Origin of the sequence: Brevibacillus sp. LEMMJ03, assembly GCF_007197875.1 — a bacterium.
Taxonomy (GTDB): domain Bacteria; phylum Bacillota; class Bacilli; order Brevibacillales; family Brevibacillaceae; genus Brevibacillus; species Brevibacillus thermoruber.
This window is the reverse complement of sequence record NZ_VKJN01000001.1, coordinates 504,615-528,919: the sequence shown is the minus strand read 5'-3', so window position 1 is coordinate 528,919 and position 24,305 is coordinate 504,615. Positions and strand designations below refer to the sequence as shown.

21 protein-coding genes and 4 tRNA genes are annotated in these 24,305 nt (G+C 60.4%); 2 read left to right on the top strand and 23 right to left on the bottom strand.

Annotated features, from left to right (window positions below; translation table 11 throughout):
- Positions 1-35: 35 nt before the first annotated feature.
- The 8 genes from FOI68_RS02580 to FOI68_RS02545 all read right to left on the bottom strand — a co-directional run bounded on the left by FOI68_RS02580 (position 36) and on the right by FOI68_RS02545 (position 4,121).
- Complete coding sequence (locus FOI68_RS02580; RefSeq protein WP_143862224.1) at positions 36-569, bottom strand: hypothetical protein; 534 nt, start codon at positions 567-569, stop codon at positions 36-38.
- Between the two features lie 190 nt (positions 570-759).
- On the bottom strand, positions 760-1,395 hold the full coding sequence (locus FOI68_RS02575; RefSeq protein WP_035297682.1) for a DsbA family oxidoreductase: 636 nt from the start codon (positions 1,393-1,395) through the stop codon (positions 760-762).
- 93 nt (positions 1,396-1,488) lie between these two features.
- The gene (locus tag FOI68_RS02570; RefSeq protein ID WP_143862223.1) at positions 1,489-2,739 is read right to left on the bottom strand and encodes a multidrug effflux MFS transporter; all 1,251 of its coding nucleotides are present in this window, start codon (positions 2,737-2,739) and stop codon (positions 1,489-1,491) included.
- A gap of 121 nt (positions 2,740-2,860) precedes the next feature.
- Entirely contained in the window at positions 2,861-3,310 is a 450-nt protein-coding gene (locus FOI68_RS02565; protein WP_143862222.1) for a MarR family winged helix-turn-helix transcriptional regulator, read from the bottom strand.
- Positions 3,311-3,648: 338 nt separating this feature from the next.
- Positions 3,649-3,735, bottom strand: a tRNA-Leu gene (locus tag FOI68_RS02560).
- A 102-nt stretch (positions 3,736-3,837) separates the two neighbouring features.
- Positions 3,838-3,924: transfer RNA gene (locus tag FOI68_RS02555), tRNA-Leu, on the bottom strand.
- Between the two features lie 12 nt (positions 3,925-3,936).
- A tRNA-Thr gene (locus tag FOI68_RS02550) sits at positions 3,937-4,012 on the bottom strand.
- Positions 4,013-4,044: 32 nt separating this feature from the next.
- Positions 4,045-4,121 (bottom strand) — tRNA-Asp (locus FOI68_RS02545).
- Positions 4,122-4,308: 187 nt separating this feature from the next.
- Between FOI68_RS02545 and FOI68_RS02540 the strand changes: the two genes are divergently transcribed.
- Complete coding sequence (locus FOI68_RS02540; RefSeq protein WP_143862221.1) at positions 4,309-5,250, top strand: C40 family peptidase; 942 nt, start codon at positions 4,309-4,311, stop codon at positions 5,248-5,250.
- A gap of 216 nt (positions 5,251-5,466) precedes the next feature.
- Positions 5,467-6,405, top strand: coding sequence for a hypothetical protein (locus FOI68_RS02535; RefSeq protein ID WP_143862220.1), 939 nt, complete (start codon positions 5,467-5,469; stop codon positions 6,403-6,405).
- Here the strand turns inward: FOI68_RS02535 and FOI68_RS02530 are convergent.
- From FOI68_RS02530 to FOI68_RS02460, 15 genes are all read right to left on the bottom strand, one after another.
- On the bottom strand, positions 6,402-7,760 hold the full coding sequence (locus tag FOI68_RS02530; protein WP_029099715.1) for a nucleotide sugar dehydrogenase: 1,359 nt from the start codon (positions 7,758-7,760) through the stop codon (positions 6,402-6,404). The two genes, FOI68_RS02535 and FOI68_RS02530, sit on opposite strands and share 4 nt — an antisense overlap.
- 28 nt (positions 7,761-7,788) lie before the next feature.
- The gene (locus tag FOI68_RS02525; RefSeq protein WP_081656545.1) at positions 7,789-8,607 is read right to left on the bottom strand and encodes a response regulator transcription factor; all 819 of its coding nucleotides are present in this window, start codon (positions 8,605-8,607) and stop codon (positions 7,789-7,791) included.
- A 24-nt stretch (positions 8,608-8,631) separates the two neighbouring features.
- Positions 8,632-10,047: a glycosyltransferase family 2 protein gene (locus FOI68_RS02520; RefSeq protein WP_143862219.1), complete on the bottom strand. Its 1,416-nt coding sequence runs from the start codon at positions 10,045-10,047 to the stop codon at positions 8,632-8,634.
- Positions 10,048-10,162: 115 nt separating this feature from the next.
- Complete coding sequence (locus FOI68_RS02515) at positions 10,163-11,329, bottom strand: HEAT repeat domain-containing protein (RefSeq protein ID WP_143862218.1); 1,167 nt, start codon at positions 11,327-11,329, stop codon at positions 10,163-10,165.
- Between the two features lie 37 nt (positions 11,330-11,366).
- On the bottom strand, positions 11,367-13,586 hold the full coding sequence (locus FOI68_RS02510; RefSeq protein WP_143862217.1) for a hypothetical protein: 2,220 nt from the start codon (positions 13,584-13,586) through the stop codon (positions 11,367-11,369).
- 348 nt (positions 13,587-13,934) lie between these two features.
- Positions 13,935-14,153, bottom strand: coding sequence for a hypothetical protein (locus FOI68_RS02505; protein ID WP_035297695.1), 219 nt, complete (start codon positions 14,151-14,153; stop codon positions 13,935-13,937).
- A 102-nt stretch (positions 14,154-14,255) separates the two neighbouring features.
- Complete coding sequence (locus FOI68_RS02500) at positions 14,256-16,037, bottom strand: M3 family oligoendopeptidase (RefSeq protein WP_029099709.1); 1,782 nt, start codon at positions 16,035-16,037, stop codon at positions 14,256-14,258.
- A 118-nt stretch (positions 16,038-16,155) separates the two neighbouring features.
- Positions 16,156-17,478, bottom strand: coding sequence for an MFS transporter (locus FOI68_RS02495; protein ID WP_143862216.1), 1,323 nt, complete (start codon positions 17,476-17,478; stop codon positions 16,156-16,158).
- Positions 17,479-17,500: 22 nt separating this feature from the next.
- Complete coding sequence (locus FOI68_RS02490; RefSeq protein ID WP_143862215.1) at positions 17,501-18,718, bottom strand: M20 family metallopeptidase; 1,218 nt, start codon at positions 18,716-18,718, stop codon at positions 17,501-17,503.
- Between the two features lie 152 nt (positions 18,719-18,870).
- On the bottom strand, positions 18,871-19,428 hold the full coding sequence (locus tag FOI68_RS02485; protein ID WP_029099707.1) for an ECF transporter S component: 558 nt from the start codon (positions 19,426-19,428) through the stop codon (positions 18,871-18,873).
- Positions 19,429-19,488: 60 nt separating this feature from the next.
- The gene (locus FOI68_RS02480) at positions 19,489-20,325 is read right to left on the bottom strand and encodes an energy-coupling factor transporter transmembrane component T family protein (RefSeq protein WP_029099706.1); all 837 of its coding nucleotides are present in this window, start codon (positions 20,323-20,325) and stop codon (positions 19,489-19,491) included.
- A gap of 12 nt (positions 20,326-20,337) precedes the next feature.
- Positions 20,338-21,198, bottom strand: a complete 861-nt coding sequence (locus tag FOI68_RS02475; RefSeq protein ID WP_143862214.1) for an energy-coupling factor transporter ATPase — start codon at positions 21,196-21,198, stop codon at positions 20,338-20,340.
- The gene (locus FOI68_RS02470) at positions 21,195-22,064 is read right to left on the bottom strand and encodes an energy-coupling factor transporter ATPase (protein ID WP_044898514.1); all 870 of its coding nucleotides are present in this window, start codon (positions 22,062-22,064) and stop codon (positions 21,195-21,197) included. The genes FOI68_RS02475 and FOI68_RS02470 overlap by 4 nt, the downstream gene beginning before the upstream one ends.
- Positions 22,065-22,084: 20 nt before the next feature.
- Complete coding sequence (locus FOI68_RS02465) at positions 22,085-22,843, bottom strand: SDR family oxidoreductase (RefSeq protein WP_044898513.1); 759 nt, start codon at positions 22,841-22,843, stop codon at positions 22,085-22,087.
- Positions 22,844-22,856: 13 nt separating this feature from the next.
- A complete protein-coding gene (locus tag FOI68_RS02460) occupies positions 22,857-24,302 on the bottom strand; it encodes an aldehyde dehydrogenase family protein (protein ID WP_044898512.1) in 1,446 nt (481 codons plus the stop codon).
- Positions 24,303-24,305: the final 3 nt, after the last annotated feature.

Genomic DNA, 24,305 nt, shown 5'->3' with positions numbered 1-24,305 from the left:
TCCTTACTATATCACGCCAATTTTTGGTCGGACAGCTACTGCGTTTCCCCGCTTCCCCATCCGGCTCCGTACCAGAGCCGGGCATTGCCCTCAGCCTCCAGGCCGCAGACGGTGTCGCACAGCGAATCCAGCACGCATTCCAGATCGCGCCCCCCGCCGGCCGGCCAGTAAAACCGGTAATAGAGCATTCCCGCCGCTGCGTCCAGTTCGTGAGCCGTCACCTGCAGATCCCGTCGGCCGGCGACGACACTCTGCCGTGCCCGAAGCGTGTCGGGGAGGGGAAAAAAGCCGTCCCACGCCTGCGGATCGTATTGCGAGGTGACTTCCACCACCAGGCGGGCGGGGTCGCGGTCGCGCTGAAACACGACGCGATCCTCCCGGTAGAAACCGCGCCCGGAAGGCAGGCGGTCCTCCATGACGAAGCGGATGTCCGCCGGCAGATCGGCAGGTTCCAACGCCGCGACCAGCCGCCCCGGGAGCAGAAAAAAGCCGTCCGGATGCCGGACCAGCTCCTCCCCCATCACATGAATGCTGACATGTTCCCGTTCTTGCCGCACTTCCACAAACATGACGGCACCTCCTCGTCATACAGTATGGTCAGAGGCGCTCGCCCCAAAACAAAAAACGGGAGGCGGCCGTCGGATCGACTGCGCTCCCGTTCTGGTATCGTTTATTCGTTTTCGAGGAAAACAGTTTGCCTCCATTTCCCGCTGGCACAGCCGGCTGCTTTGGGACAGGCTGCAGCGCTTTGCTGGATCGTTACCGGTGTGCCGACGTGCCGGCCGCCTGACGGAACGCTTTGAGGAAGTTTTCCGCCGGATGGGCGCCAGACAGCGCCAGTTTGCCGTCGATGATGAAAAACGGCACGCCGGTGATGTTCAACTCGCGGGCGTACGCCAGGTCTTCGGCAATCTCCTCCCGTTTGGCGTCGGACGCGAGCTGGCTGCGGACCCATTCAGGATCCATCCCCTGCTCGGCGGCGATTGCGGCAAGCACGTCCAGGCTGCCGATGTCTTTTCCTTCCTCAAAGTACGCCCGGAAAACCGCGTCCACCAGGTCGGTCGCCCGTTCAGGCGGCGCCAGCTTGATCAGCGTATGGGACGCATGGGTATTGGGCCACATCTCCACCCGGTCAAAACGAAACGGAACGCCTGCCGCCTCACCCGCGTTGGCGGCGTGCTGCACCATGCGCTGCACGACGTCGCGTCCGCCTTTCATCGCCGCCATCGTCTCCCAAAACGGCAGGCCCGCTTTGGGCGTATCCGGATTGAGCTGGTACGCGCGGTAACGGATCGTCACCGGCTCGCCGTCCCACTGCCGAATCGCGTCAAACAGATGTTTTTTGCCGATGCGGCACCACGGGCAGATCGTGTCCTGAAAGATTTCGATCATCATGATGAAAAACTCCCTTCTGTCCACCTGAGGTTATTGTACACGATCCACAACCTTTTTGTAAGCCGGTGATTTTTCGTAAGTGGATATGTTATGTTAGCTGCTGCCGCGATCCAAGGCAGCCGCTTTCCGGCGGTGGATCAGCACCGCATAGCAGAGGAGCGCCCCGATCTCGGCCGCCGCAATCACGATGCCCATCGGCGCGGCCGTGCCGCTTCCCCCGAGGCCGACCAGCGGAGCCGCGATGCCGCCGGCGATAAACGAGAGCAGTCCCAACAGCGCCGAGGCGCTCCCTGCCGATCCCCCTTGACGCTGCATCGCCAGCGAAAAGCAGGTCGTGGAGACGATCCCGACACTGGAGACGACGAGAAACAAGGGCGGCAGGACGGCCGGCAGCCCCGCTCCCACGATGAACACGACGAGTAAGGAAAGGCCGCCCAGCGAAGCGAGGCCCAGCCCGGTGACCAGCAGCCTGGATTCGCTTACCCGACCGGCCAATCTCCCGGTGACCTGACCGGCGATGATGATGCCCAACCCGTTCATGGCAAAAACGAGGCTGAACATCTGCGGGGTAACGCCGTAGATGTTTTGCAGCACAAAGGGAGAGCCGGCAATATAGGCAAACATGGCGGCGGTCACAAGTCCCTGCGTCAGCGCGTACCCCATAAAGCCGCGGTCTCTGACGAGGCTTCCAAACGTGAGCAGGGTGTTCTTCACCCCGCCTTTGGAGCGGCGTTCGGCCGGCAGCGTCTCAGGCAGGCCGAAACGAACGACCAGCACCATCACCACGCCGATGAGACCGAGGACCGTGAACACCCCGTGCCAGGAGGTCACGCGCAGCAGTTGGCCGCCGGCAATCGGGGCCAGAATCGGCGCGGCCCCGTTGACCAGCATCAACAGCGAAAAAAACCTGGTCAGTTCCGTACCCGCGTAAAGGTCCCGGGCGACCGCGCGGGAAATCACGATCCCGGCCGCTCCCGCCGCTCCCTGGAGAAAGCGCAGCAGGATCAACGCCCAGATGGAGGGAGCAGCCGCACACAAAAATGAGGCGGCGGCATAGACGACCAGTCCCGCCATCAGCGGCAGGCGGCGGCCGCGTACATCGCTCAGCGGACCGGCCACCACCTGTCCCAGCGACAGCCCGAGCAGGCAGGCCGTCAGGCTTAGCTGTGCCACCGAGGTACTGGTGTGCAAATCGTCGGCCAGCATCGGCAGACCGGGCAGGTACATGTCGAGGGAAAGCGGTCCGAACGCGGACAGCGCCCCAAGGACGATCACCATCCATATCCTGCGTGTTCGCGAAGCTGTCGGCGAAGCGGCTACCACGGCGTCTTGCAGATCGTTCATGAAGACATTCAAACCTTTCCTGGCGGATTTGGCCCGGCAGCATCAGGGTGCGCATGCCAATGTCGCGCGGCACCCGTACCCGCTGCGAAAGCCAGCCTGTTTGATTTATTTTGTCGGCTAATTATTTGCCGATTTCGTTGCGGAAGGCTTCCAAATCGTCGAGCATCTGCTTCAGCAAGCGGCGGAACAACAGCTCTTCCTCCAGGCTGAAGTGCTCAAGGCACCTGCTCTCGATTGTGCGCAGCGCTTCCTTTACCGCGTCGGCTGCGCGCCTCCCCTTCTCGGTAAGGTAGACTCTCGCCACGCGCTGATCGTGAGGGTCCGGCCTGCGTTCGACAAGCCCCGCCTTTTGCATCCGGTTGATCATCACGGTGAGCGTGGCCGGTTTTACGTGGATGCGGCGGGCCAGTTCCTTCTGCATTTGTCCGTCCGTCTCAGCGAGCCGCAGCAGGAGAGGGGGTTGGCCGGGGTACACGTCATAATCCTGCAGCAACAAATCGACGTTGTGCCGGTAGAGTTTGACCACGTGTCCCATCAGATGCGTCAACGCGTCGGCGTAGTGAAAATCCACGCTGCTTTCCTCTCCTTTAGTTAGTCGACTAATGATAAGTAAACAAAATGTACGTCATTCGCCAGCGGGTGTCAATACACGGGAACCATCCGACCGGCAGCTCTTCTTTGTCACCATGGCATGACCCGACCGTTCACACAGCGTCCACGGCTGTTTGGACCACCCGGAACGCATCAAAAAAGCCCAAGCGCATTTCGCTTGGGCTTTGCCGTATCTCGTATCCGTTGTGAAGCGTACGCAGGGTTTTCCGCCCGCACTCTTCATCTTGGCAAGGCGATGCTCAAACCGTACGGCGGTACTTGATCTGGTGCCATTCGCCACCTTGTCCGGGATGGGTTTGGTGCGGTCGAGAGGACTTGAACCTCCACGGTGTTGCCACCACTAGAACCTGAATCTAGCGCGTCTGCCAATTCCGCCACGACCGCATGATACGATGTGTAATGCCGGTATTCACAATTTCAATCGAGTAATTTGTCCCGGGTTGAGCGTCCCGTGCGATGGCCTGCTCACGTATGCGGGAAAAAGGTTGGTGCGGTCAAGAGGACTTGAACCTCCACGGTGTTGCCACCACTAGAACCTGAATCTAGCGCGTCTGCCAATTCCGCCATGACCGCATGTACATGGTGTGGTGCCGGCGATAGGAATCGAACCCACACCCCCCTGATTACAAGTCAGGTGCTCTACCAATTGAGCTACACCGGCGTCGCCGTACGTGAACGTATTATTGGAAAAGATGGCGGAGCTGACGGGACTCGAACCCGCGACCTCCGGTGTGACAGACCGGCGTGAACTCCAGCTTCACCACAGCTCCGTGTGCTCTGCCATTTGCTGTTTCTCATCGTGCAGCGACTCTTGTAATATAGCACGCTCGAAAGGATAAAAGCAAGCACTTTTTTTGCCGATCTTTGAAAAAATTTTTCATAGATTTACCAGGCAAATTCCGCTACAATTTACCATAGAGACTCGCGGAAAATGCTGAATGATGGAGACGAACGACGATGAAACCAACTGCACGATTTTTCACCATCCTCTCCTTCCTGGCCCTGACGCCGGCAGCGGCGATCCCGGCAGCCGCGCAGGAGTCTCCCTCCGTCTATGTCGTGGCGGCCGGAGACACCTTGAGCAAAATCGCGCGGGAACACCGGACGACCGTGCAGGCGCTGATGAAGACGAACAGCTTGACGTCCGACCGCCTGGCGATCGGGCAGAAGCTGAACCTGCCGATGCCCGAAACGGCCCGCGCCGAAACGCCAGCCCCACAGCCGTCTGACGTTCCGCCGGCCTCCGGCAGCGATGCCAGCGTCCGTCCGCCGGACATTGCGGGCAGCCGGAGCATGACGGTTGCGGCGGATGTGCTGAACGTGCGTCAAACGCCTTCCCTCGACGGCGCGATTGTGGGAAAACTGCCCTTCGGAGCCGTCGTACAGATCCTGGAGCCTGGCGCTGAATGGAGCAAAATCGCCTACGGGTCGACGGAAGCCTATGTCTTCTCCTCGTTTCTGAGCGACACCGCCGCCCCGGCTCCTTCGGCTTCGCTCCCCGTTTTTTCCACTGATACCCGCGGCGCGGAACGTCTGCAGGCGATTGTCCAGCCGCTGCTGAAGACCCCTTACGTGTTTGGGGGAACGACGCCGGACGGATTTGACTGCAGCGGCTTTACCGCCTACGTCTTTCACCAGCTCGGCGTCACGCTGCCGCGCACGTCGGAAGAACAGTTTGCCGGTGGACAAGCCGTTCCCCTGGAACAGGCCATGCCGGGCGATTTGCTCTTCTACGACTCGCTGAACAAAGGGCGCGTCTCCCACGTCGCCCTCTACATGGGCAACGGCCTCATCGTCCACGCCAACGGAAACGAAGTCCGTTACGAAAAAGTGGAAAACATGCACAAGCTCTACCCCTTTTACGGAGTGAAGCGCTACCTGACCGAATGGGTCGAGTAGCGCGAACAAGACAAACGGCAAGGCTTGCACAAGCCCTGCCGTTTTTTTATTTGTCACAAAACCCCGGCGGCCGGTGTGGGTCGAACGGGCCGAGTCCTTGTCCGGCCTGCCGTCCACGCAAAAAACAGGAGCAAAAATAAGACTTTTCGCTTTGTTTTTTTCCGTCCCACCTGTGGTACAACTATGCTGAGTAATTCCATTCAGGAGGAAGCCGTTATGAAACTGTTTCGTCCCTCGTCGCGCGGCATGTGGATCGCTGCCGTAAGTACGATCCTCATCCTGCCGTTCGTTTTTCCCGTGCTGTCCCATGCTCCCGCACCGGTTGAGATCCAAACGGACGATCGCCGCCTGATCAAGGCGACGTGGCTGTGGGACGCGCGCCGGATCGCGACCGAACCGGACGAGATCCTCTCGTTTTTGCAGAAAAACGGTGTGAATCTGCTCTACCTGCAGGTAAAGCCGTCCGACGTCTCCGTCGACCACTACCGGCACTTCATTCGAAAGGCGCGGTCGCGCGGCATCGACGTGCACGCCCTGAACGGCCAACCCGAGTGGGCGTTTCTGCATCGCTATGACGAACTGCAGTCGTTTGTCGATTGGGTGCGGCGATACAACGATGCCGTACTGAGAAGCGAAAGCTTCACCGGCATCCACCTCGACATCGAGCCTTACCTGCTTCCGCAGTGGAAAACCGACCGCGACCGGGTGATCCGCGAATGGAAGGAAAATACCGAGCGCATCGTCGCGCAGATCAAGGAGCGCAGCGATCTGGTCGCGGGGGCCGATCTGCCCTTCTGGCTGGATGACGTTCCCGCGGTCCCCGGCGAGACTCCCTCCGGGCAGCTCAGCTCGTGGATGATCCGGCAGTTTGATCACGTCACACTGATGGCATACCGCAACAAGGCGGTTGAAGACGACGGCATCCTGGCGCATGTCCGAAGTGAACTGAAAACCGCCGCCGCTTGGAACAAGACCGTGCTGGTCGGCGTCAGCATCAACGCCACGGACGAAGGCGACAAGGTAAGTTTCGCGGAAAAAGGAAAGGCCGAGATGCAGCGCCAGTTGTCCATAACTGACGCGCATCTGCGGCCGTTTGCCTCGTATGGGGGCCATGCCATCCACGATTACGCCTCGTGGAAAGCGGCGAAGGACTAGATCGCCATGGACGGCTCCTTCGCCTCCACGGGCGCAATGGACGTGCCCAGTTTGTATAAATGCGGAGCATGAATGCCGTCAAAAGCGTTGCGCGTATCCAGAATGGCGACACCCAGGTCGGCCAGTTCGCGGTAATTAAACGCGCTGTGGTTGGTGATCAGCACCATGATGTCGTACTTTTTCCACTCACGGATGTCGTACTCGACGCTCTTCACTTCACGCCCGTGTTTGTCCTTGAACGTGTGGGCGTGCGGATCGTAGTAGTCGACCAGCGCCCCTGCGTCCTTGAACAGTTCGTACACCTGCAATCCCGGAGATTCGCGCAGGTCGTCGATGTCCGGTTTGTACGCCATTCCCAGCAGCAGGACGCGCGAGTTGCGCAGCGATTTGGCGTATCGGTTGAGAATGATCGACGCCTTGTAGACGACGTAATCCGGCATGCCGTTGTTGATCGATTGGGCCAGGTCGATAAACTTGCTGAAGAAGCGGTACCCTTTCGCCTTCCACGACAGGTACATCGGGTCCAGCGGAATGCAATGGCCGCCGATGCCCGGGCCGGGATAGAACGGCATGAATCCGAACGGTTTGGTCGAGGACGCCTTGATGACCTCCCACACGTCGATGCCCATCCGTTCGCACATCAGCGCCATCTCGTTGATGAAGGCGATGTTCACGCTGCGGAAGGTGTTTTCCAGCAGCTTCGACATTTCCGCCACTTTCGTCGACGAAACGGGAACGATGTGTTCGATGAAGTTGCTGTACAACTGGACACCCAGCGCCAGGCATTTCTCGGTCGTACCACCGATGACCTTCGGCGTATTGGTGGTTTGGAAACGGCTGTTGCCGGGATCCACCCGCTCCGGCGAGAAGCACAGGAAAAAGTCGGTTCCCACACGGTAGCCCATTTTTTCCAGCTCCCACTGAATCAGCTCTTCGGTGGTGCCGGGATAGGTGGTGCTTTCCAGGGTGATCAGCGGTCCGTTCTGGACGTAGTGTTTGATCTGGTCAACGACCCGGGAAATGTAGGACGTGTCCGGGTCCTGATTCTCACTCAGCGGCGTCGGCACGCAAATGCTGATCGCGTCCAACTCCTTCAATACGCGGTAATCGGCGGTGGCGATCAATCGGCCTTCCTCCACCAACGGGCGGACTGACTCGGCAGGTACGTCGCGAATGTACGACTCTCCCCGCTGCAGCGTCTCGATTTTTTTCAGATCCAGATCGATGCCAAACACGGTGAACCCGTGTCTCGCGATCTCGACGGCAAGCGGTAGGCCGACATAGCCCAATCCGATGACACCGACTTTTGCTGTTTTGTTTTCAATTTTTTGCTGCAATGCCGTAAATCTGTCCACTTGGCATCCCTCCGGTTTTTTTGTATGTCTAGGAGACCAGCAAACGCTTGATGCGCCAGTCCAGCTCAATGGGGGAAAACGGTTTGGTGATATAGTCGGCAACGCCTTTTTGGAAGCATTTGGTCATGTCATCCTCCAGACGTTTGTCCGTCAGCACCACGATTTTGCATCGCGCGTCAGGTTCCTGCTGCTCGCGAAGCCAATCGATCACCTGGTACCCGTTCATCACCGGCAGCGTCAGTTCCGTGATCACGAGGTCGGGACGCAGCTGCAGGTACTTTTCCATCCCCTCTGCGCCGTCCTTCGCGGTATGCACGTCGTACCCGCTGCGAGCGAACCGAACCGCCAGGAGCTGCCTGACGACGGGGTCGCTCTCGATCAACAGCAGGCGGTGAGGCCGCACGGACGGCTGGCACACGACAAACTGCAAGCCGTCAGCGGCGCCGGCCTCACGGTCCAGCCGCCGGATCACTTCCTGATACAACGCCTCGAACGATTCGCCGCTTTCGGGAAAGCTGGCGATGCAGACGTGCCCCTGCAGCCGGTGGCGATCGCGCAGCCTCTCCTTGACCTGCAGCGCCAGATAGTGCGTATCGGCCAGCGACGTGCCGTCCAGCAAGAGGAACAGCACCTTCGACTGCTCGTCGTAAAACACCTGGACGGCCCGCTGGGGATCGCGCTCCTGGATCAACTGCTGCAGCCCGGCCCATTCCGGGTCGCCGTCTGGTTCGCATCGGGCGGCAATCAGACCGCACGCCAGGTTGCTGGCCTCGTAGTACCGCAGAAAATACGACAGCTTTTCGGCAAACCGGGACTCTGCCACACGTTGGTTACCGCTTGTAGGCATCTTCTCCACTCCTTTGCAGATGCGTCACGATTGTCGCGTCTCTACTTTCCAGCTCTGCCGCGTCATGACACCCCACGTGTTGTTCTTGCGGAAAAACTCAATGTGACCGAGGAGGCGCCAAATCGCTCCCAATTGGTAGTACCCGAAAAACATCAGGAACCCGTACCCCAACAGTTTGGCGAGGTCGCTCATTTTCGGATAGCGGCGGAACGCCCGCTCTTCCAGCAAAATCGCGCTGACGGTGAGCATGTAGCCGAACAAGAGGTTGATCGCCATAAAGACCAGCACGATGTGGGCATGGGTCATGTCCATCCAACTGTATCCCATCAGTGCGAGCAGCCCGGTCAGCTTGAAATAGGGATTCAGCGTTTCAAACAGCACGTTGTACGGCATGGTCAACAGGCCCATCACCTTGTACTTCGGGTTGAACAGCATGTGCCGGTATTCCAGCATGTTTTTCAGGTTGCCCCGGCCCCAGCGCTTCCGCTGGCTGCTCAAGATGCGGAACGTGTCCGGCGCCTGCGTCCAACAGACGGCATCGGGACAAAAGGCGACACGGTACTTTTGCTTGTTCTCCAGCATGTACTTGTGCAGCTTGATGATGATGTTCATATCCTCGCCGGGGTACCCTTCGCGGTAGCCGCCCACTTTGATCACGCAGTCTTTGCGGAAGAGGCCGAACGCCCCCGACACGATGATCAGCCCGTTGATCGAGCTCCATCCAATCCGGCCGCCGAGAAAGGCCTTCATGTATTCGATGGTCTGAAACATCGGCAGCAGTTTGTCGGGCAGTTTCACTTCCTTGACGATGCCGTCCTCGATCAGGCAGCCGTTGGCGATGCGCACGTTGCCGCCGATGGCGACGGTCTCTTCCGGATTTTCCATGTACACCTGCGCCATCCGGATGAGCGCGTCTTTTTCCAGCAAGGAATCGGCATCAATCGACGCGATCAGCGGATAGTGGGACAAGTTGATGCCTGCGTTGAGCGAGTCCGCCTTGCCGCCGTTTTCCTTGTCGATGACATAGAGCTGCGGGTACTGCGGGTTGTGATAAATCCCGTTGACGGGCGACGAATGCACCACGTTGCGGATCCGGGCGTGCGGCTGCCGGATCAATCCGAACTCGCGGATCAGCACCTGCAGCGTCTCGTCCTTGGACCCGTCGTTGATCACGATCACTTCGTACTGCGGATAATGCAGAGCCAGCAGGGAACGAACGTTCTCGATAATCGTCAGCTCCTCGTTGTACGCCGGCACCAGGATGGAGACGGGCGGCACCCGCTCCGATCCGGCAAGTGACTGGTAGCGGGTAAACCGGGATCGCTTCATGATCGACGAGATGTTCAGATGCGAGAAGATGGTAATCAGCAGGTAAATCGAGTTGACCACCAAGACGTAGTACATGGCAAACAACCCGTAACCCAGCAACAGATCGCGCATAATTCCTCCTTTCCCTCCGAAGAAAACCTCAATCGTAGACCTTCCGATGAAGCTGTCCTTCTGTCACGGAAGTTGTTCGTGCTGCAATCTCCCTTCTCGGGGAAGTACTCCACGCCTATCCCGTCATATGGCCCGCCCGCTGCGTGTTGAAATAAGAGTGGTACATGGCATGCTTGGTTTTGGCTCCCGCGGCACCAGCCTGACCGCTGCCGGCGCTCTCGTCGCGGAGCGCGTCCTGGATGTTTTGCATGGCCAGGTCGGCGATTTCTTTTTGCTTCGCCTGCGAGGCGATCTCGCACAGGGCACGGAATCCGTCGTCGCCCAGTTTGGCCAGGCTGCGGGCGGCATTGTACCGCACCCACCAGTTCTCGTCGTCAATGGACCGGCTGAGCAGCGGCACATAGCTGTCGTCCGCCCATCTGCCGATCGACTTGGCCGTGAGCGATCTGATCTCCCAATCCGGGTGCTTGATGAGTGATTCCACCTGCTTCGGCGTCACCCAATCGCCCGTCCGGAGCAGCAGCTTGGCCGCGTTGATGCGGACCTCTTTCTCGTCCGCGCCGATCAGCTTCCACAAGCTGCCGATCAGCTCCCGGTCAGCCGTGGACGGCATCCCGGCCATCGCAACCAGCACCAGCCGCCAATCGGAATGTTCGATCCACTCCCGCATCAGCGGCGCGGGATCGACAGCCGACTCGCTCAGGATCTCGGCCAAAAGCCGGGGCGATTCCGGAGAAAGGGCGACCATGTGCGCGACCATTTCGCGCAGGTCCGCCGTATCCCGGGCGCAGCGGGCGATCGCTCGGGCGATGATAAAGCGCCCCGGTTCGTCCCGCTCCGTTTTCAGGACCGACAACAGCGCGGGAGCGGCCTGGCTGCAGCCCATCGCCCCCAGTTTGTAGGCGGCGTCCAAGCGGTTTACGCCAAACGAACGGGTGAGACGGGCCAGTTCTTTTTCCGGCAGCCCCAGCCGTTCAAACAGCTCGGCCAGACGCTCGCGGTGCTTTCCTTTGACGCGCTCGGCCAGCTCGATCAACTGCTCTTCCAGCACGGCCAGGTCCCACTTGCCGAGCGGACCGACCGGGAGTTTCAACTCCTCGTCCGCATCGAGATGGGCGATGACGTACGCCACATAGTCCTGCTGCTTTTTTCGTGCTTCGTCTTTCATGCGGGCCATTCGCAGGTTTCGCCACTTGATCACGAGCAGGAGGACCACCCCGCTGACAATCAGTGCGGATGCGACGCAGATAAACCCGTATGCGATCTGCAGATGTTGAAACATGCTTCTCGCACTCCTCTCCTCTCCTCTGACTTGACCACTAGCGGTAGGCCGGAATGGTCTGCAGCGCTTTCTGGTAGATCGAATAGCTCTCCTTTTTTCGTTCCGAAAACTGCGGCTGCTCCCAATCCCGCCAGGTATACCGCTCCCATGTCGAGAGCGGCACAACGGTGTCGCCCACTCCGCGGAGCCGTCCGGACGCTTTTTCCCCCCGCAGGGCAATGATGCGAATCCCTTCGGTTGCGACGGCGGTAAACGACTTGGTTTTGCCGTCTCCATAGCTCAGGACGTGTTTCGTGCTCGGATCGGTAAATCCCAGCAGCATCCAGGGAATGCGCACTTCCAACCACTCACCGTTGACCTGCCAGTGTGCCTGCGAGCTGTAGCCTTCTTTTCCTACAGCGGTCGTCCCCCGACGCAGCTTTCCTACCACCACCTCCTCAAACGGATGGACCTGCTTCGTATCCGGGGGCGACATCTCCAGGCTGACCGCCAGCTTCACCGGCGTAAACAGGCCGGAATTGTCTCGGCGCTCCTCCTCCGGGACGTTGATCATCCCGAACCGCTCCCCGTACAGTCGGCGGTGAAAATCGTACTGGGCCGCCAGTTTGACCTGGCTTTCCTGCTCGGTTCCCAACACCGCGAGCGCCTCCAGGCCTTCGTCCAGCGACAGTCCGGGAAGTTCGCCGGACTGCCGGTTGCCGCCCGGAATGGTGTCAAAGCCGATGTACACCGTTTCCTTCTCCGGCTGGAACGCACCGTCCAACCGGGCCAGCAGGTAGACGTACGCTTCGTCATGCGTCATCCAGATGTCGCGGAATCCGGGCATGTGTGCCGGAATCCTGCGCTTTTCCTCCGCCGGCAGCCTGTCCCAATCGTCCGCCTTCCCGTCGATGACCAGATCATCCTCCTTGCCGGCGTCCATCGCCAACAGTCCGAAGAACGATTCGTTGGTCAGTTCGTTTTTCCAGTAGGCGCGCCGGTCTTCCGGGATCTCGAACCGCATGGTGTTCCACGTCCGTTTGAACCATTCGTCCTGCCAGGCGAACAGAATGGCGCCCGAATACCCCTCGGCGTATATCTCCTGAAGCAGTTCCGCATTGATGCGTCCTTGCTCGCGCTCGTCGTGTCCGCCCTGGTCGCGCCCCAAGGGGCCGAGGTGCGCGACTCCCAAGGAAGAGGGAACGCCAAATTCGGTAACCACGACAGGCATCCCCCTGTGGTGGGATTTCAACTGCCTGAGGTAGGCTTTGTACGGATCGACCTCGCCGCGCTCGTTTTTCACCGTCCTCAACGCCGGATCAAAGCGGAAAAAGTCGGGATAATACGGATAGACGTGATAGGCGGCGAAGAAGCCCGCCTCCCAGTTGACGGTCCGGATATGCGTCGGATCGACACTGACCATGTCCTCGTGAATGATCGGCTCGCCCGGATGGGAGAGCGGATCGGTGGTGACCCAGTTGGTAAATGTCACCGGATGCTGCCAGCCCCGTTTGGCCTCCAGCTGCGCCGTATAATCCAGCATCTCCGCCAGCCAGCTTTCAAACGGCGTGGCTGCGGGAGCGGCCTGAAAATGACGCCCGTGATACATCGGTTCCTGTTTGCGCACCCGGTTTGTCTGGCTCACCATTTCCGGGTCCCACTCGGTGCCCACATGCCAGCCCAACAGGTACGGACCGGCATTGGCCGTGTATGTACCGCTTGCTTTGCCCTGCCGCTCGGGAATCTCGATGTCCCCGTACACCGCTCCGACGGCGTATTCGATCTCCTGGCGAAACTCGGTCTTGATCTCCGGCAAAAACGCGTCCTTCTTTTCGATCAGCGCTTCTTCCGGCGACCAGATTCCCTGAATCAGGTAGAGCGGATCATCGGCGTGCTTCCGGTTGAACTCCACCAGTGCCTCGTAGAAGACCGGCTGATGGATGGTGTAGATCCGCACGGCTCTGACACCCAATTCGTGCATCATGCCGAACCAGCGTTCGTAGTCTTCCTTTTGGATCGGCAGCTCGCCAGGATAGTGCCCCGGCAGGGAAGCCCCCAAGTTGATCCCTTTGACGAAGTAGGGTTTCCACGCGCTGTCTTTGTACATCTGAAGCTGCTCGCCGTGCGTGCGGAATTTCAAATGGTGCCCCTCCGCCGTTTGCCCCGTCTCAACCTGGGCAGACGTGGGAAACATCCACATGGCATAGCCGATCGCGACGCCGGCGAATCCCGCGAGGAGCAGCCACCTGATTCGTTTGCGAATCCCTGCCTTCTCCATCTCGACACTCCCCGATCACGTTTTACTCGGATTGACACGCCTGTCGGTCATTATACGGCAGGAAATTCCACACGGGCCATAGTCGCAGTTTCCTGCTTCACGAACACCTGTTTTGTAAAGAAAATGTAATACAATTCCAATTTCGTGCCCTTATTCCCAGAGAATTCATCAGCCAGTCCTGCAACCTTTTGGGAGACATATGGACAAAAGAAATGGGATGGCAGGATGTGTAAACCATGACATAGGTCCAAGTTACTTGAAAAAATTGGTATGTTGCTCCCAAAAAAACAACCTTCCACTTTGCATGGAAGGCTGTTTTTTTACATTTTCTTTACAGCAAGGCTGGGTCTACTGTTGGGTGGAGTGCTGCTGACCAATCTCGATTTTGCCCAACGCCTGTTTCATTTTATCCAACTGCATCTGGTAATCCCGCACCACCTCGGTCAAGACGCTGACCGACTCCTTGAAGTCGGGTTCGTTGGTAATCCTGTCGATGGCTCTATGTAAATGGAGCATCTTGTTTTCCGTTTCCCGCAGCAGATCGAGCAACTGCAATCCGTTCACCACAATATCACCTCATCCGTTTTTTCATATCGTCTCCACCCGACCGGCTGGCTATACGCACGCGAAAAAGCCCGACGGTTTTCGTCGGGCTCTTGGGCACATCGGTTAGCTGCGGGACGCGGCCAGGGAGACGAACGTTTCGACATCTTCCGCGATCAAGGCAAGCGAGCCGCGCCAGAAGTCGGCGGACCGGACGTCCACGTCCATGATGGCGGCGACGTCGGCAATGTTCATCTTGCCGGTGACCGCAAGCAGTTGATCGTACTGTTCGACAAAGGAGGCGCCGCGCTTCAGGTACTCAGCGTACAGCCCCTTGGCAAACAGGAGGCCAAAGGCGTACGGGAAGTTGTAGAAATTGTAATCGGCGTAGTAGTAGTGCGGCTTGCACACCCACATGTACGGGTGCAGGAATTCGTGGTCCAGCCCGTCGCCGTACGCCTCTTTTTGCGCCTGCAGCATGATCGCCTTCAGCTCGCTGACGGGAAGCGAACCGTTTTCGCGGCGCTTGAACAGCTCCGACTCAAACAGGTAGCGGCTGTAGATGTCGACGATTACCTGTCCCGCGCCGGAGATGTCATTTTCCAAAATGGCAAACGCCTCTTCCTCCGTCGCCTGCTGAAGCGCCGCTTTGGCGATAATCGTCTCGCAAAAGATGGAGGCCGTCTCCGCGATCGGCAGCGGGTAGTCGCTGTTCAAAAACGCCTCGTCCACCAGGCACTCGCCGTGATAGCCGTGTCCCAGCTCGTGGGCCAGCGTGCTCACGTCGTTGTACGAGCCGGTAAAGTTGGACATGATCCGGCTTTCTTTAACGACGTGCAGGTTGTAGCAGAACGCGCCGCCCCGTTTGCCTTCGCGCGGTTCGGCGTCAATCCAGCGGTTGTCAAACGCGCGCGCGGCGTAGTTGGCCAGCTTTTCGCTGAAGCTGCCAAAGTGTTTGACGATAAAGTCCCGCGCCTCCTGATAGGTAAACCGCATGTCCGCTTCTCCCACGGGCGCGAACAGATCGTAGAACGGCAGCCCGTTCGCGTGGCCCAACAGCTTCGCTTTCGTCCGGTAGTACTTGTGAAAGACGGGCAGGCTTTCGCGCATCGCGGTCAGCATCGCGTCCAGCGTTTCCTTGTCCATGCGGGAGTCCTGCAGCGTTTTGTCGAGAGCCGATTGGTAGCCGCGCAGTTTGACGGTGGTGATCACCTCTCCCTTGATGCCGTTCAGGCAGGCTGCGGACGATTCCTCGATTTTCTTGTAGGCGGCCAGTTCCGCCTCATACGCCGTCCTGCGCACCTGCGGGTCTTTTTCGTAGGCCATGTTGCGCACGACCGTCAGCGGGAGCTGTTTCGCTTCGCCGTCCACGGTAATGTCCACCAGCAGCGTGGAGGTGAGCAGCTCCTGCAGCTTCGCCCAGGCGTTGGAGCCGGTGTTTTTCATCTTCGCCAGGATGATTTCTTCCTTTTCGCTCAGCATGTACTTCGCCTTTTCCGCCGTCTCGGTGAGGAAGAACCGGTGCGTTTCCAGCAGCGGAGACTGGCTGATCAGGCTGTCCAGGCCGGAAAGCGCTCCCAACCATTGTTGAAACAGGACGCCCGGCTCCACCAGTTCGACCGCCTGCTCCTGAATCCGTTCCACCAACTGCAGGGCGCGTTCGTTTTTCGCGTCGACGCTTGCGGTCAGCTCCGCGTAGCTGTACAGGCGGGACTGCGTTTGCAGCACGGACGTGAGTTTGGTTATGTACGTCTCCATTTTTTCAACCGCGTCATTCTGCCCGTGCAGGTGTTCTTTGCTCCACGCCTTCAGTTCCTTCATTTCGCTGCACAATTTGTCCCAATCTTTTTGCAGTTCCGGGGAATCGAAGGACGGGTACAACACGTCCAAATTCCAGCGCATGTCCATAAGCGCGTGCCTCCTTCTTCTTGATCAACCACTTCCTTATTGTAAAAAAAATCTTATGGAGTGAGCAAGTTTTTGCCAAAAGGAACCCCCTACCCTGATCCCGGGTAGGGGGCCGCGCTTACATGTTGATGTCTTCCTCGGGATGCTGCGCCAGGGTCTGCCGGTTGATCGCCAGCGTCAGCAGGGAGCAGAGGACCAGAAATCCGCTGAGAAAAAACAAGCCGGCTGTGACGCTGCCCGTCGCTTCCTTCAGATACCCGAGCGCATAGGGGCCGAGAAAACCGCCCAGGTTGCCGATGGAGTTGATCAGCGCGATGCCCACGGCCGCCGCCTCTTCGCTGAGAAACAGCGCGGGCAGCGCCCAGAACGGCCCAAAAAAGCTGTAAATCCCGGCCGTCACCACCCCCATCATGAGGACGGACAGGTACGGATCGTCGGTAAAGGCGCACACGATCAATCCGATCGCTCCCACCGCCGGCGGGATGGCCGCGTGCATCCGCCGTTCCCCCGTCCGGTCCGAGCGGCGGGCCCACCCAATCATCGCCAATCCGCCGATCACATAGGGGATCATCGTGACCAGTCCCACCTGCGTATTGGTCAGCTTGCCGGAGAGCAGCTTGATGATCGTCGGCATCCAGAAACCGATTCCATACAGCCCCACGACCAATGTGAGGTAGATCAGGGCCAGGTGCCACACGCGCGGATTGGCCAGCACTTCTTTGGTCGTATACCGCTTGCGGGCCTGTTTGGCCTTCTGTTCGCGGGCCAGTTCCGCTTTGAGCCACTGCTTCTCTTCCGCGGTCAGCCAGTGCGCGTCATCGGGACGATCTGTCAGGTAGAAATAGGTGACGACGCCGCAGATGACCGCCGGGATGCCTTCCAGGATGAACATCCAGCGCCATCCCGGCATGCCGAACCAGTTGATGTGGTCCATGATCCAGGTGGAGACCGGGGCCCCGATGATGTTGGAAGCGGCCAGCGCGGTCATGAACAAGGCAAACGCACGCGCCTGCTCCCGCGCCCGAAACCAGTAGGTAATGTAGAGGATGATCCCGGGGAAAAAGCCCGCCTCCGCCACGCCCAGAAGAAAGCGGAGAAGGTAGAGGTGCACGGCGTTCTGCGCCCATGCCGTGACGATCACGACCAGCCCCCAGCTCACGATGATGCGGGCGATCCAGATGCGGGCGCCGATCCGGTGCATCAGGATATTGCTGGGAATCTCAAACAGAAAGTACCCGATGAAAAAGATGCCGGACACGAGACCGAACACCTCGGCCGTCAATCCCAGCGCCTGGTTCATCTCCAGGGCGGCGTAGCCCAGGTTGACCCTGTCCAGAAACGCGACGATGTAGAGGAGAAAAATAAAGGGGATGATTCGCCGCATCACCTTGCGGACGGTCCGCTCGCCGACGGATGGCTGCACGGTTTGTTCCAGGTTCATTGGGATTCCTCCTTTCCTCTTTTCAGGCGTGAACCGGCTGCGTCAGATAGGTCAGCGCGGACAGGGCGAACAGTTGGGTCGCTTCCACGAGCTGTGCGATCTCCACGTATTCATCGGCGTGGTGCGGGATGTGCCGGTCCCCCGCGCCGGTGGTCAGGATCGGGATGCCGGCCTTGTGCAGAAACGTCCCGTCCGTGGCGCCGGGCACTCCGTTGAAGACCGGTTCCTTTTTCGCCACTTCCCGGTATGCCGCCGCTGCCGCCTGCACCACATCCGCCTCCATCGGCGTCAGCGTCCAGGGACGTTCCTCGATCACGTCCAGCACGGCCTTGAACTGGTCGTCCTCGCGCGCCAACTGCTCCAGAATGGCGTTCATCTCCCGGCGCAGCGCGTCGTGATCCTGACCGGGCACCGTGCGGATGTCCAGCGTGGTCATGCATTGATCGGGAACGACGTTGATCTGCGGTTCTCCTTTGACAGGGGCCTGCAAAATCGTCGGCGTGATGCTGGGCCATCCGAGCATGGGATGCTGCCCCAGCCGGGCACACTCTCTCTGTTCCAGTTCCTCCAGCGCGAGTATCGCCCGGGCCATGCGGGTGTTGGGATTCACCCCGGTCAGCGGCATGGCGCCGTGGGCCATTTTGCCGTAGGTCCGCAGGATGGCCCGCATCGCTCCCTTCTGCGTGACGCAGAGCTGGTTTTCCTCCGGCTCGCAGATGATCGCGGCATCCACACCTTCCGCCCACCCGCGGCGGATGAAATCCTTGATCCCGATCATCATGCCTTCTTCGTCGCAGGGGATGCAGAGCAGGATTTTTCCCGGAAACGGGATGGCGGAACGCTGAATCGCCTTGACGGCGCAGATTGCCGCCGCCAGGTTGCCTTTGGTGTCGCAGGCGCCCCGGCCGTAGATGCGGCCGCCTGCGATCTGCCCGCCGAACGGGTCGTAGCTCCACGCGTCGCGGTCCCCCTCCGTCACGACGTCCGTATGCGCCTCAAAGAGAAGCGTTTTGCCCGGACGGCCGGAATCGTAAAAGGCGATCACGTTGGGCCGCCCCGGCACCACTTCCTCGTAAAACACCTGAAGTCCCATCTCCTGCAGGGTATCGGCGACAAATTGGGCGACCCGCTCTTCGTTGCCGTCCGGCTGACCGGGCCGATACACGCTCGGGATGCGCACCAGCTCCTGCGTCAGGCGAACGACTTCCTGCTCATCGACAAAGGAAATGACTTGGTTCATGGACATTCGCTCCTCTCCAGATTCTGCACGGATACCGCGATGGGACGGCATACCGCCGGCCCGCTTCCGTCCGTCTCCCCCGCACCACGGCTTCCGCCGGCATTCCCGCCTGTCTCATGATGCACGCACACCGGCAGGGGTTCCGCTCTCGGCTAAAAATCTCCTGAAATTTTCGACTTTTGTTTGCCAGCCGAGCCGATTTTCTTCCACGCCACCACGACGGCCAGCGTCACGATGACGGAGACGATCGCTTCCGGAAGGCCGCTAAACACCGCTACGCTGACGGCGACGCCGAACGGCATGTAGCCGCGGACAACCGCCATCCCGAGCACCAGGATCGTGTTCGTCATCGAGCCCACAAATCCGGCAAGGCCAATCGCCGCATGCTCGTTGACACGCCGCAGGCCCGCGTACGTCAGGTACGCCGTGACCCCGATAAACAGCCGCGGCAGGATGGCGACCAGCGGGTCTTTAAACAGCGGGACGGTGGCGTTTAAAAATGAAGAGACACCGAAAATGAGACCAATCACCAACCCAACGCCCCATCCTTCCACAATGCCGCCGATCACCGCGGGGATGTGCATGATCGTCGCACTGCCCGCCGCCGTCGGGACCGGAATGAAGCCGAGCCGCGTCACGCCCAGCAGGATGGCGATGGCCCCAAGCACACCCGCGATGACAATTTTGCGAACCGTCAAGCCCTTTTCCATGCGTCTTCCTCCTTTGGATGCCGATTGCTGGGGAAATCCCCGTCCAGGGTGAACTCCCCACTACCACGGTATTCCCACCATCACCGCGGACATGACAACGCTTACAGCAACGGCGGCGTAATCCCGGCCGTGCGCCGTGTAATGGGCGTAACGCGTCCGGGCCGCCCCCGGCGTGTAGCAGCGCGCCTCCATGGCGAGAATCAGGTCCTCCGCGCGGGACAGGGCCACGTTGAACAGGGGGATGAGAATCGGGAACATGTCTTTCGTCCGCTTGACGATCCGCCACCACTCGCCGGTGCCGAAGTCGGCGCCGCGCGACGCCTGGGCTTTCATCATCTTTTCCATTTCCATCGCAAAGGTAGGCACGAAGCGGATCGCGATGGTGATGATCAGTGCGAACGCGTGGACGGGAAACCGGATTGTTTCCAGCGGTCTCAGGAGCCGCTCCATCCCGTGCGTCAGCTCGGTCGTCGAAGTGCTGAGGGTCAGCACGCTGGAGAGAAAGATCACCTCCACGAACCGCATCGCCGACACGATCACCAACCGCACGCTTTCGCTGGAAATGGTCACAACCCCGTACTGGAGATAGATTGTCCCGCCCTGGGCGATTTCCCCGTAAAAGAGAAGCTGCAAAACGGCCAGGATGAGGATGAACGGAACGGCCGGCTTCACCCCGGACAGGCCGTACCGCAGCGGAATCCTGGCGAGGTGAAACAGCCACAGGCAGACAAGGAGAGCGAACAGGTTGCCCACGTAGGTGCCGCAGATCGCGATGGCGAGGATGAGGATGACAAAGGCGGCCAACTTAAACCGCGGATCGAGCCGGTGCACAATCGAACCCGTCGGCAGATACTGGCCGATCGTTATGTTTCGGGTCAGTTCAAATTCGGCGGACATGCGAATCCCTCCTCACTGCCTGATCAACGTCACGATTTGGTCCGCTGCTTCTTCGACGCGGTACGCCCCCACATCGACCGGATACCCCTGGTCCCGCAGCCGGTAGAGGATGTCGACGCTCTCCGGCGTTCCGATCCGATGGGCGCGCAGAATCTCCTGGCTGCCGAAGATGTCGCGCGGGGTGCCCTCGCAGACGGCCCGCCCGTCGGCCATGACGTAGACGCGGTCGGCCAGCCGGGCCACTTCTTCCATGTTGTGGGAGACGAAGATCACCGTCAGGCCTTCCTCCCGGTTCAGCCGGCGAATCCGCTCCAACAACTCGCTGCGCGAACGGGGGTCAAGTCCGGCCGTCGGTTCGTCCAGCACCAGCACCTTGGGCGCAAGCGCCAGCACGCCGGCCAGGGCCACCTTCCGCTTTTGGCCGCCGCTGAGCGCAAACGTCGGCCTGTCTTTCATCTCCTGAAACGACAGCCCGACCAGCTCCATGGCCCACTGCACGCGGCGCCGCACCTCTTCCAGCGGCAGCCCCATCTTGAACGGGCCGTACGCCACGTCGTCGCCCACCAACTTCTCGAAAATCTGGTCTTCCGGGTTTTGAAACACGAGGCCCACCTGACGCCTGAGCGCTTTCACGTCCAGCTTCGGATGAGAGACGTCCAGCCCGTTGACGATGACGGTGCCGGACTGGGGACGGATCAAGCCGTTCAAGTGCTGAATCAGGGTCGACTTGCCCGACCCGGTGTGGCCGATAATGGCAATGCACTCGCCCGCTGCCACCTGCATGGTCACGTCGGTGAGGGCGCGGTGCTCCAGCGGAGTGTTCTGCATGTACACGTGAGACAGATTGCGCACCTCGACGATCGGCTGACTCATGATCCGCTCGCCTCCGCCCGTTTGATCGTGAGCCTGTTCACTTCCGCCACCACTTCCTCGTTGTGAATCAGCGCGGGAGAAAAGGCCGGCACTTCCCGGTGGACCCATGCGGCAATCCGGCTGGCGTCCGGAACGTCCAAGTGGAGCTCCCGCAGCCGCTCGTGCTGGGCGAACACGTCCCGCGGGGTGCCCTCCAGTGCGATCCGGCCGCCTTCCATCACGATCACCCGGTCCGCTGCCGCTGCTTCCGACATGTGGTGCGTCACGTTCACGATCGTCATGCCTTCGCGATGCAGCCTGCGGACGACAGCGAGAATCTCCTGCCGTCCGCAGCTGTCCAGCATGCTGGTGGCTTCGTCCATCACCAGGCACCGCGGTTTCATCGCCAGGACGCCGGCGATGGCGATCCGCTGCTTCTGTCCGCCCGACAGATGGTGCGGCGGCCGGTGGCGAAACGCGCTCATCCCGACGGCCTCCAGGGCAAAATCGACCCGCTGTTTCATTTCCTCCGGCGGCACGCCGATGTTTTCCAGCCCAAAGGCGACGTCCTCCTCCACGATGGTGGCGACGATCTGGTTGTCGGGATGTTGAAAGACCATGCCGACCTGGCTGCGGATCTCGTGCATCCGCTTCTTGTCCCGCGTGTTGATGCCGTTCACCCAGACGTCGCCTTCCCGCGGCGTCAAAATGCCGTTGAGGTGCTTGGAGATCGTCGATTTTCCCGAGCCGTTGTGGCCGATAATGGCCAGATGTTCGCCCGGGTACACCTCAAGGGAGACGCCGTGCAGGACGGGAATGTGCTGTTCCTGGTTCACCTGATAGAAAAACGAGACGTTTTCCACGCGAATGAGCGGCTCGTTTGTCATGCGTTCCCCTCGCTTTGCGCTTAAATTCCCCGCCCGCCGTCCACGTTGACGATCTCGCCGGTCACCATCCGGGACAAGTCGCTGCACAGATAGAGCGCGGCGTGGGCGATGTCGTCCGGCTGGATCAGGCTGCCGAGCGGGACGCTGCTTACAAAGATCTCCTGCGTGTCCCTGGAGATTTTCTCCGCATCCCCGCTCATGAATTGGCGCAGCATCGGCGTCTCCGCCGGACCGGGGTTGATGCCGTTCACGCGAATCTTGTAGGGAGCCAGTTCGATCGCCAGCGCCTTGGTCAGCATGATCGCCGCTCCCTTCGAGGCGCAGTACGCGTTTAGTCCCGGGCGGGCGCGGATGCCGGCGATCGAACAGATGTTGAGGATCGCGCCGCTTCCCTGCTGTTTCATGACGGGAACGGCGTACCTGGCCGTCAGGTAGATGGACTTGACATTGACATCCATGATCCGCTGCCACTGTTCTTCCGACACCTCCTCGACCGGGGTAAAGGCCATCGGCACCCCGGCGCAGTTGACGACGGTGTCAACCGTGCCGAAGCGTTGGACCGTCTGCTCCACCGCCGCCTTCACATCGGCGTCGACGGCCACGTTGGCCGGGACCGCCCAAGCGTCGGAACCGCACTCTTCGGCTGTCGCCCGAGCGGCTTCCTCGTTCCAGTCGACGACGGCCACCCGCGCCCCCTCCCGCGCAAACTGGCGGCAAATCGCTTTTCCCATGCCGGAACCGCCGCCCGTGACGATAACCGCCTTGTCTCTCAACATCATCGGCGCTTTCCCCCTACTGTTTCAGATTCATCACGACCATGCGCAGGTCGGTCATCTCTTCGATCGCGTAGCGCGGCCCTTCCTTGCCCAGTCCGCTGTTCTTGATGCCGCCGTAGGGCATCACGTCATTGCGGTACGTGGACACGTCGTTGATGATCACGCCGCCGTACTCCAGCACCCGCGCCGCCCGCATGGCGATGTTCAGGTCGTTGGTAAAAATGCCCGCCTGCAGGCCGTAGCTGGACGCGTTGGCGACGGCGAACGCCTCCTCGATGGTACGGTAGGGGATGATCGTGACGACCGGGGCGAACACCTCCAGGCAGTTTACCTTCATCGCCGGGGTGGTCCGCGTCAGCACCGTCGGATGGAACACGGCCCCTTCCCGCCTGCCTCCGCAAAGCAGCTCCGCCCCCTGCGCGACGGCTTCCTGCACCCAGCTTTCCGCCCGGATCGCTTCCGCTTCGCTGATCATCGGCCCGACGTCCGTCTCCGGGTCTTCCGGATCGCCCACGCGCAGTTGACGCACCTCTTTCAGGTACGCCTCCGTAAACGCCTCGGCGACGCTCTCGGCCACGAGGATCCGCTGCACGGCGATGCAGGCCTGCCCCGCGTTGTGAAAGCTGCGCTGGGCGATCAGCCGCGCCGCCAGGTCGAGATCGGCGTCTTCGTGGACGATGTTGGGGGAGTTGTTGCCCAGCTCCAGCGCCACGGGACGCAGGCCGCTGCGCTGCTTGATGGCGGCGCCCACCTCTGCCGAGCCGGTAAAGGTGTACATGGCGATGCGGGGATCGTCCAGCAGCCAGTCTCCCACCTGGCTGCCGGAGCCGGTGACGATGTTGACGTGCCCTTTCGGCAGGCCGGCCTGTTCCAGCAGTTCCACCAGCAGGAAGGACGCGATCGGCGTGGCGGTCGCCGGTTTCAGCACCACCGTGTTGCCCGCGGCGATGGCGGGTGCCACCTTGTGCGTGCTGAGGAGAAGCGGGTAGTTGAACGGCGTGATCGCACCGATCACCCCTTTGGGCACGCGAATGGCAAAGCCGAGCCGGTTTTCCGCTCCCGGCGTGGCCGCGAGGGGCACCATCTCGCCGGCGATCCGCTTCGCTTCTTCGGACGAGAGACGAAGCGTGTTGATGACCCGGTCCATCTCGCCTCGGGCGTCTTTTCGCGTCTTGCCCACTTCCCTGACCAGCGACAGCTCCAGCTCCTCCCGCCGCTTCTCGGCGATCCGGCTGGCCTCCAGCAGGATGTCTGAGCGCTGGCTCGGCGTCAGGGCGCTTCGGCGGAACGTCTCCAGCGCGCGCGTGACGGCATCTTCCACGTGCTGCCGTTTCGCCTTGGCGATCGTGGCGATGACCTCGCCCGTATACTTGTGGGTGACGGGGATGCGCTCGTCCGTCTCCACCCATTCACCGTCGATGTACAATCGGTAGTGATGCACCTGTGCCTGTGTCCCTTCCATACG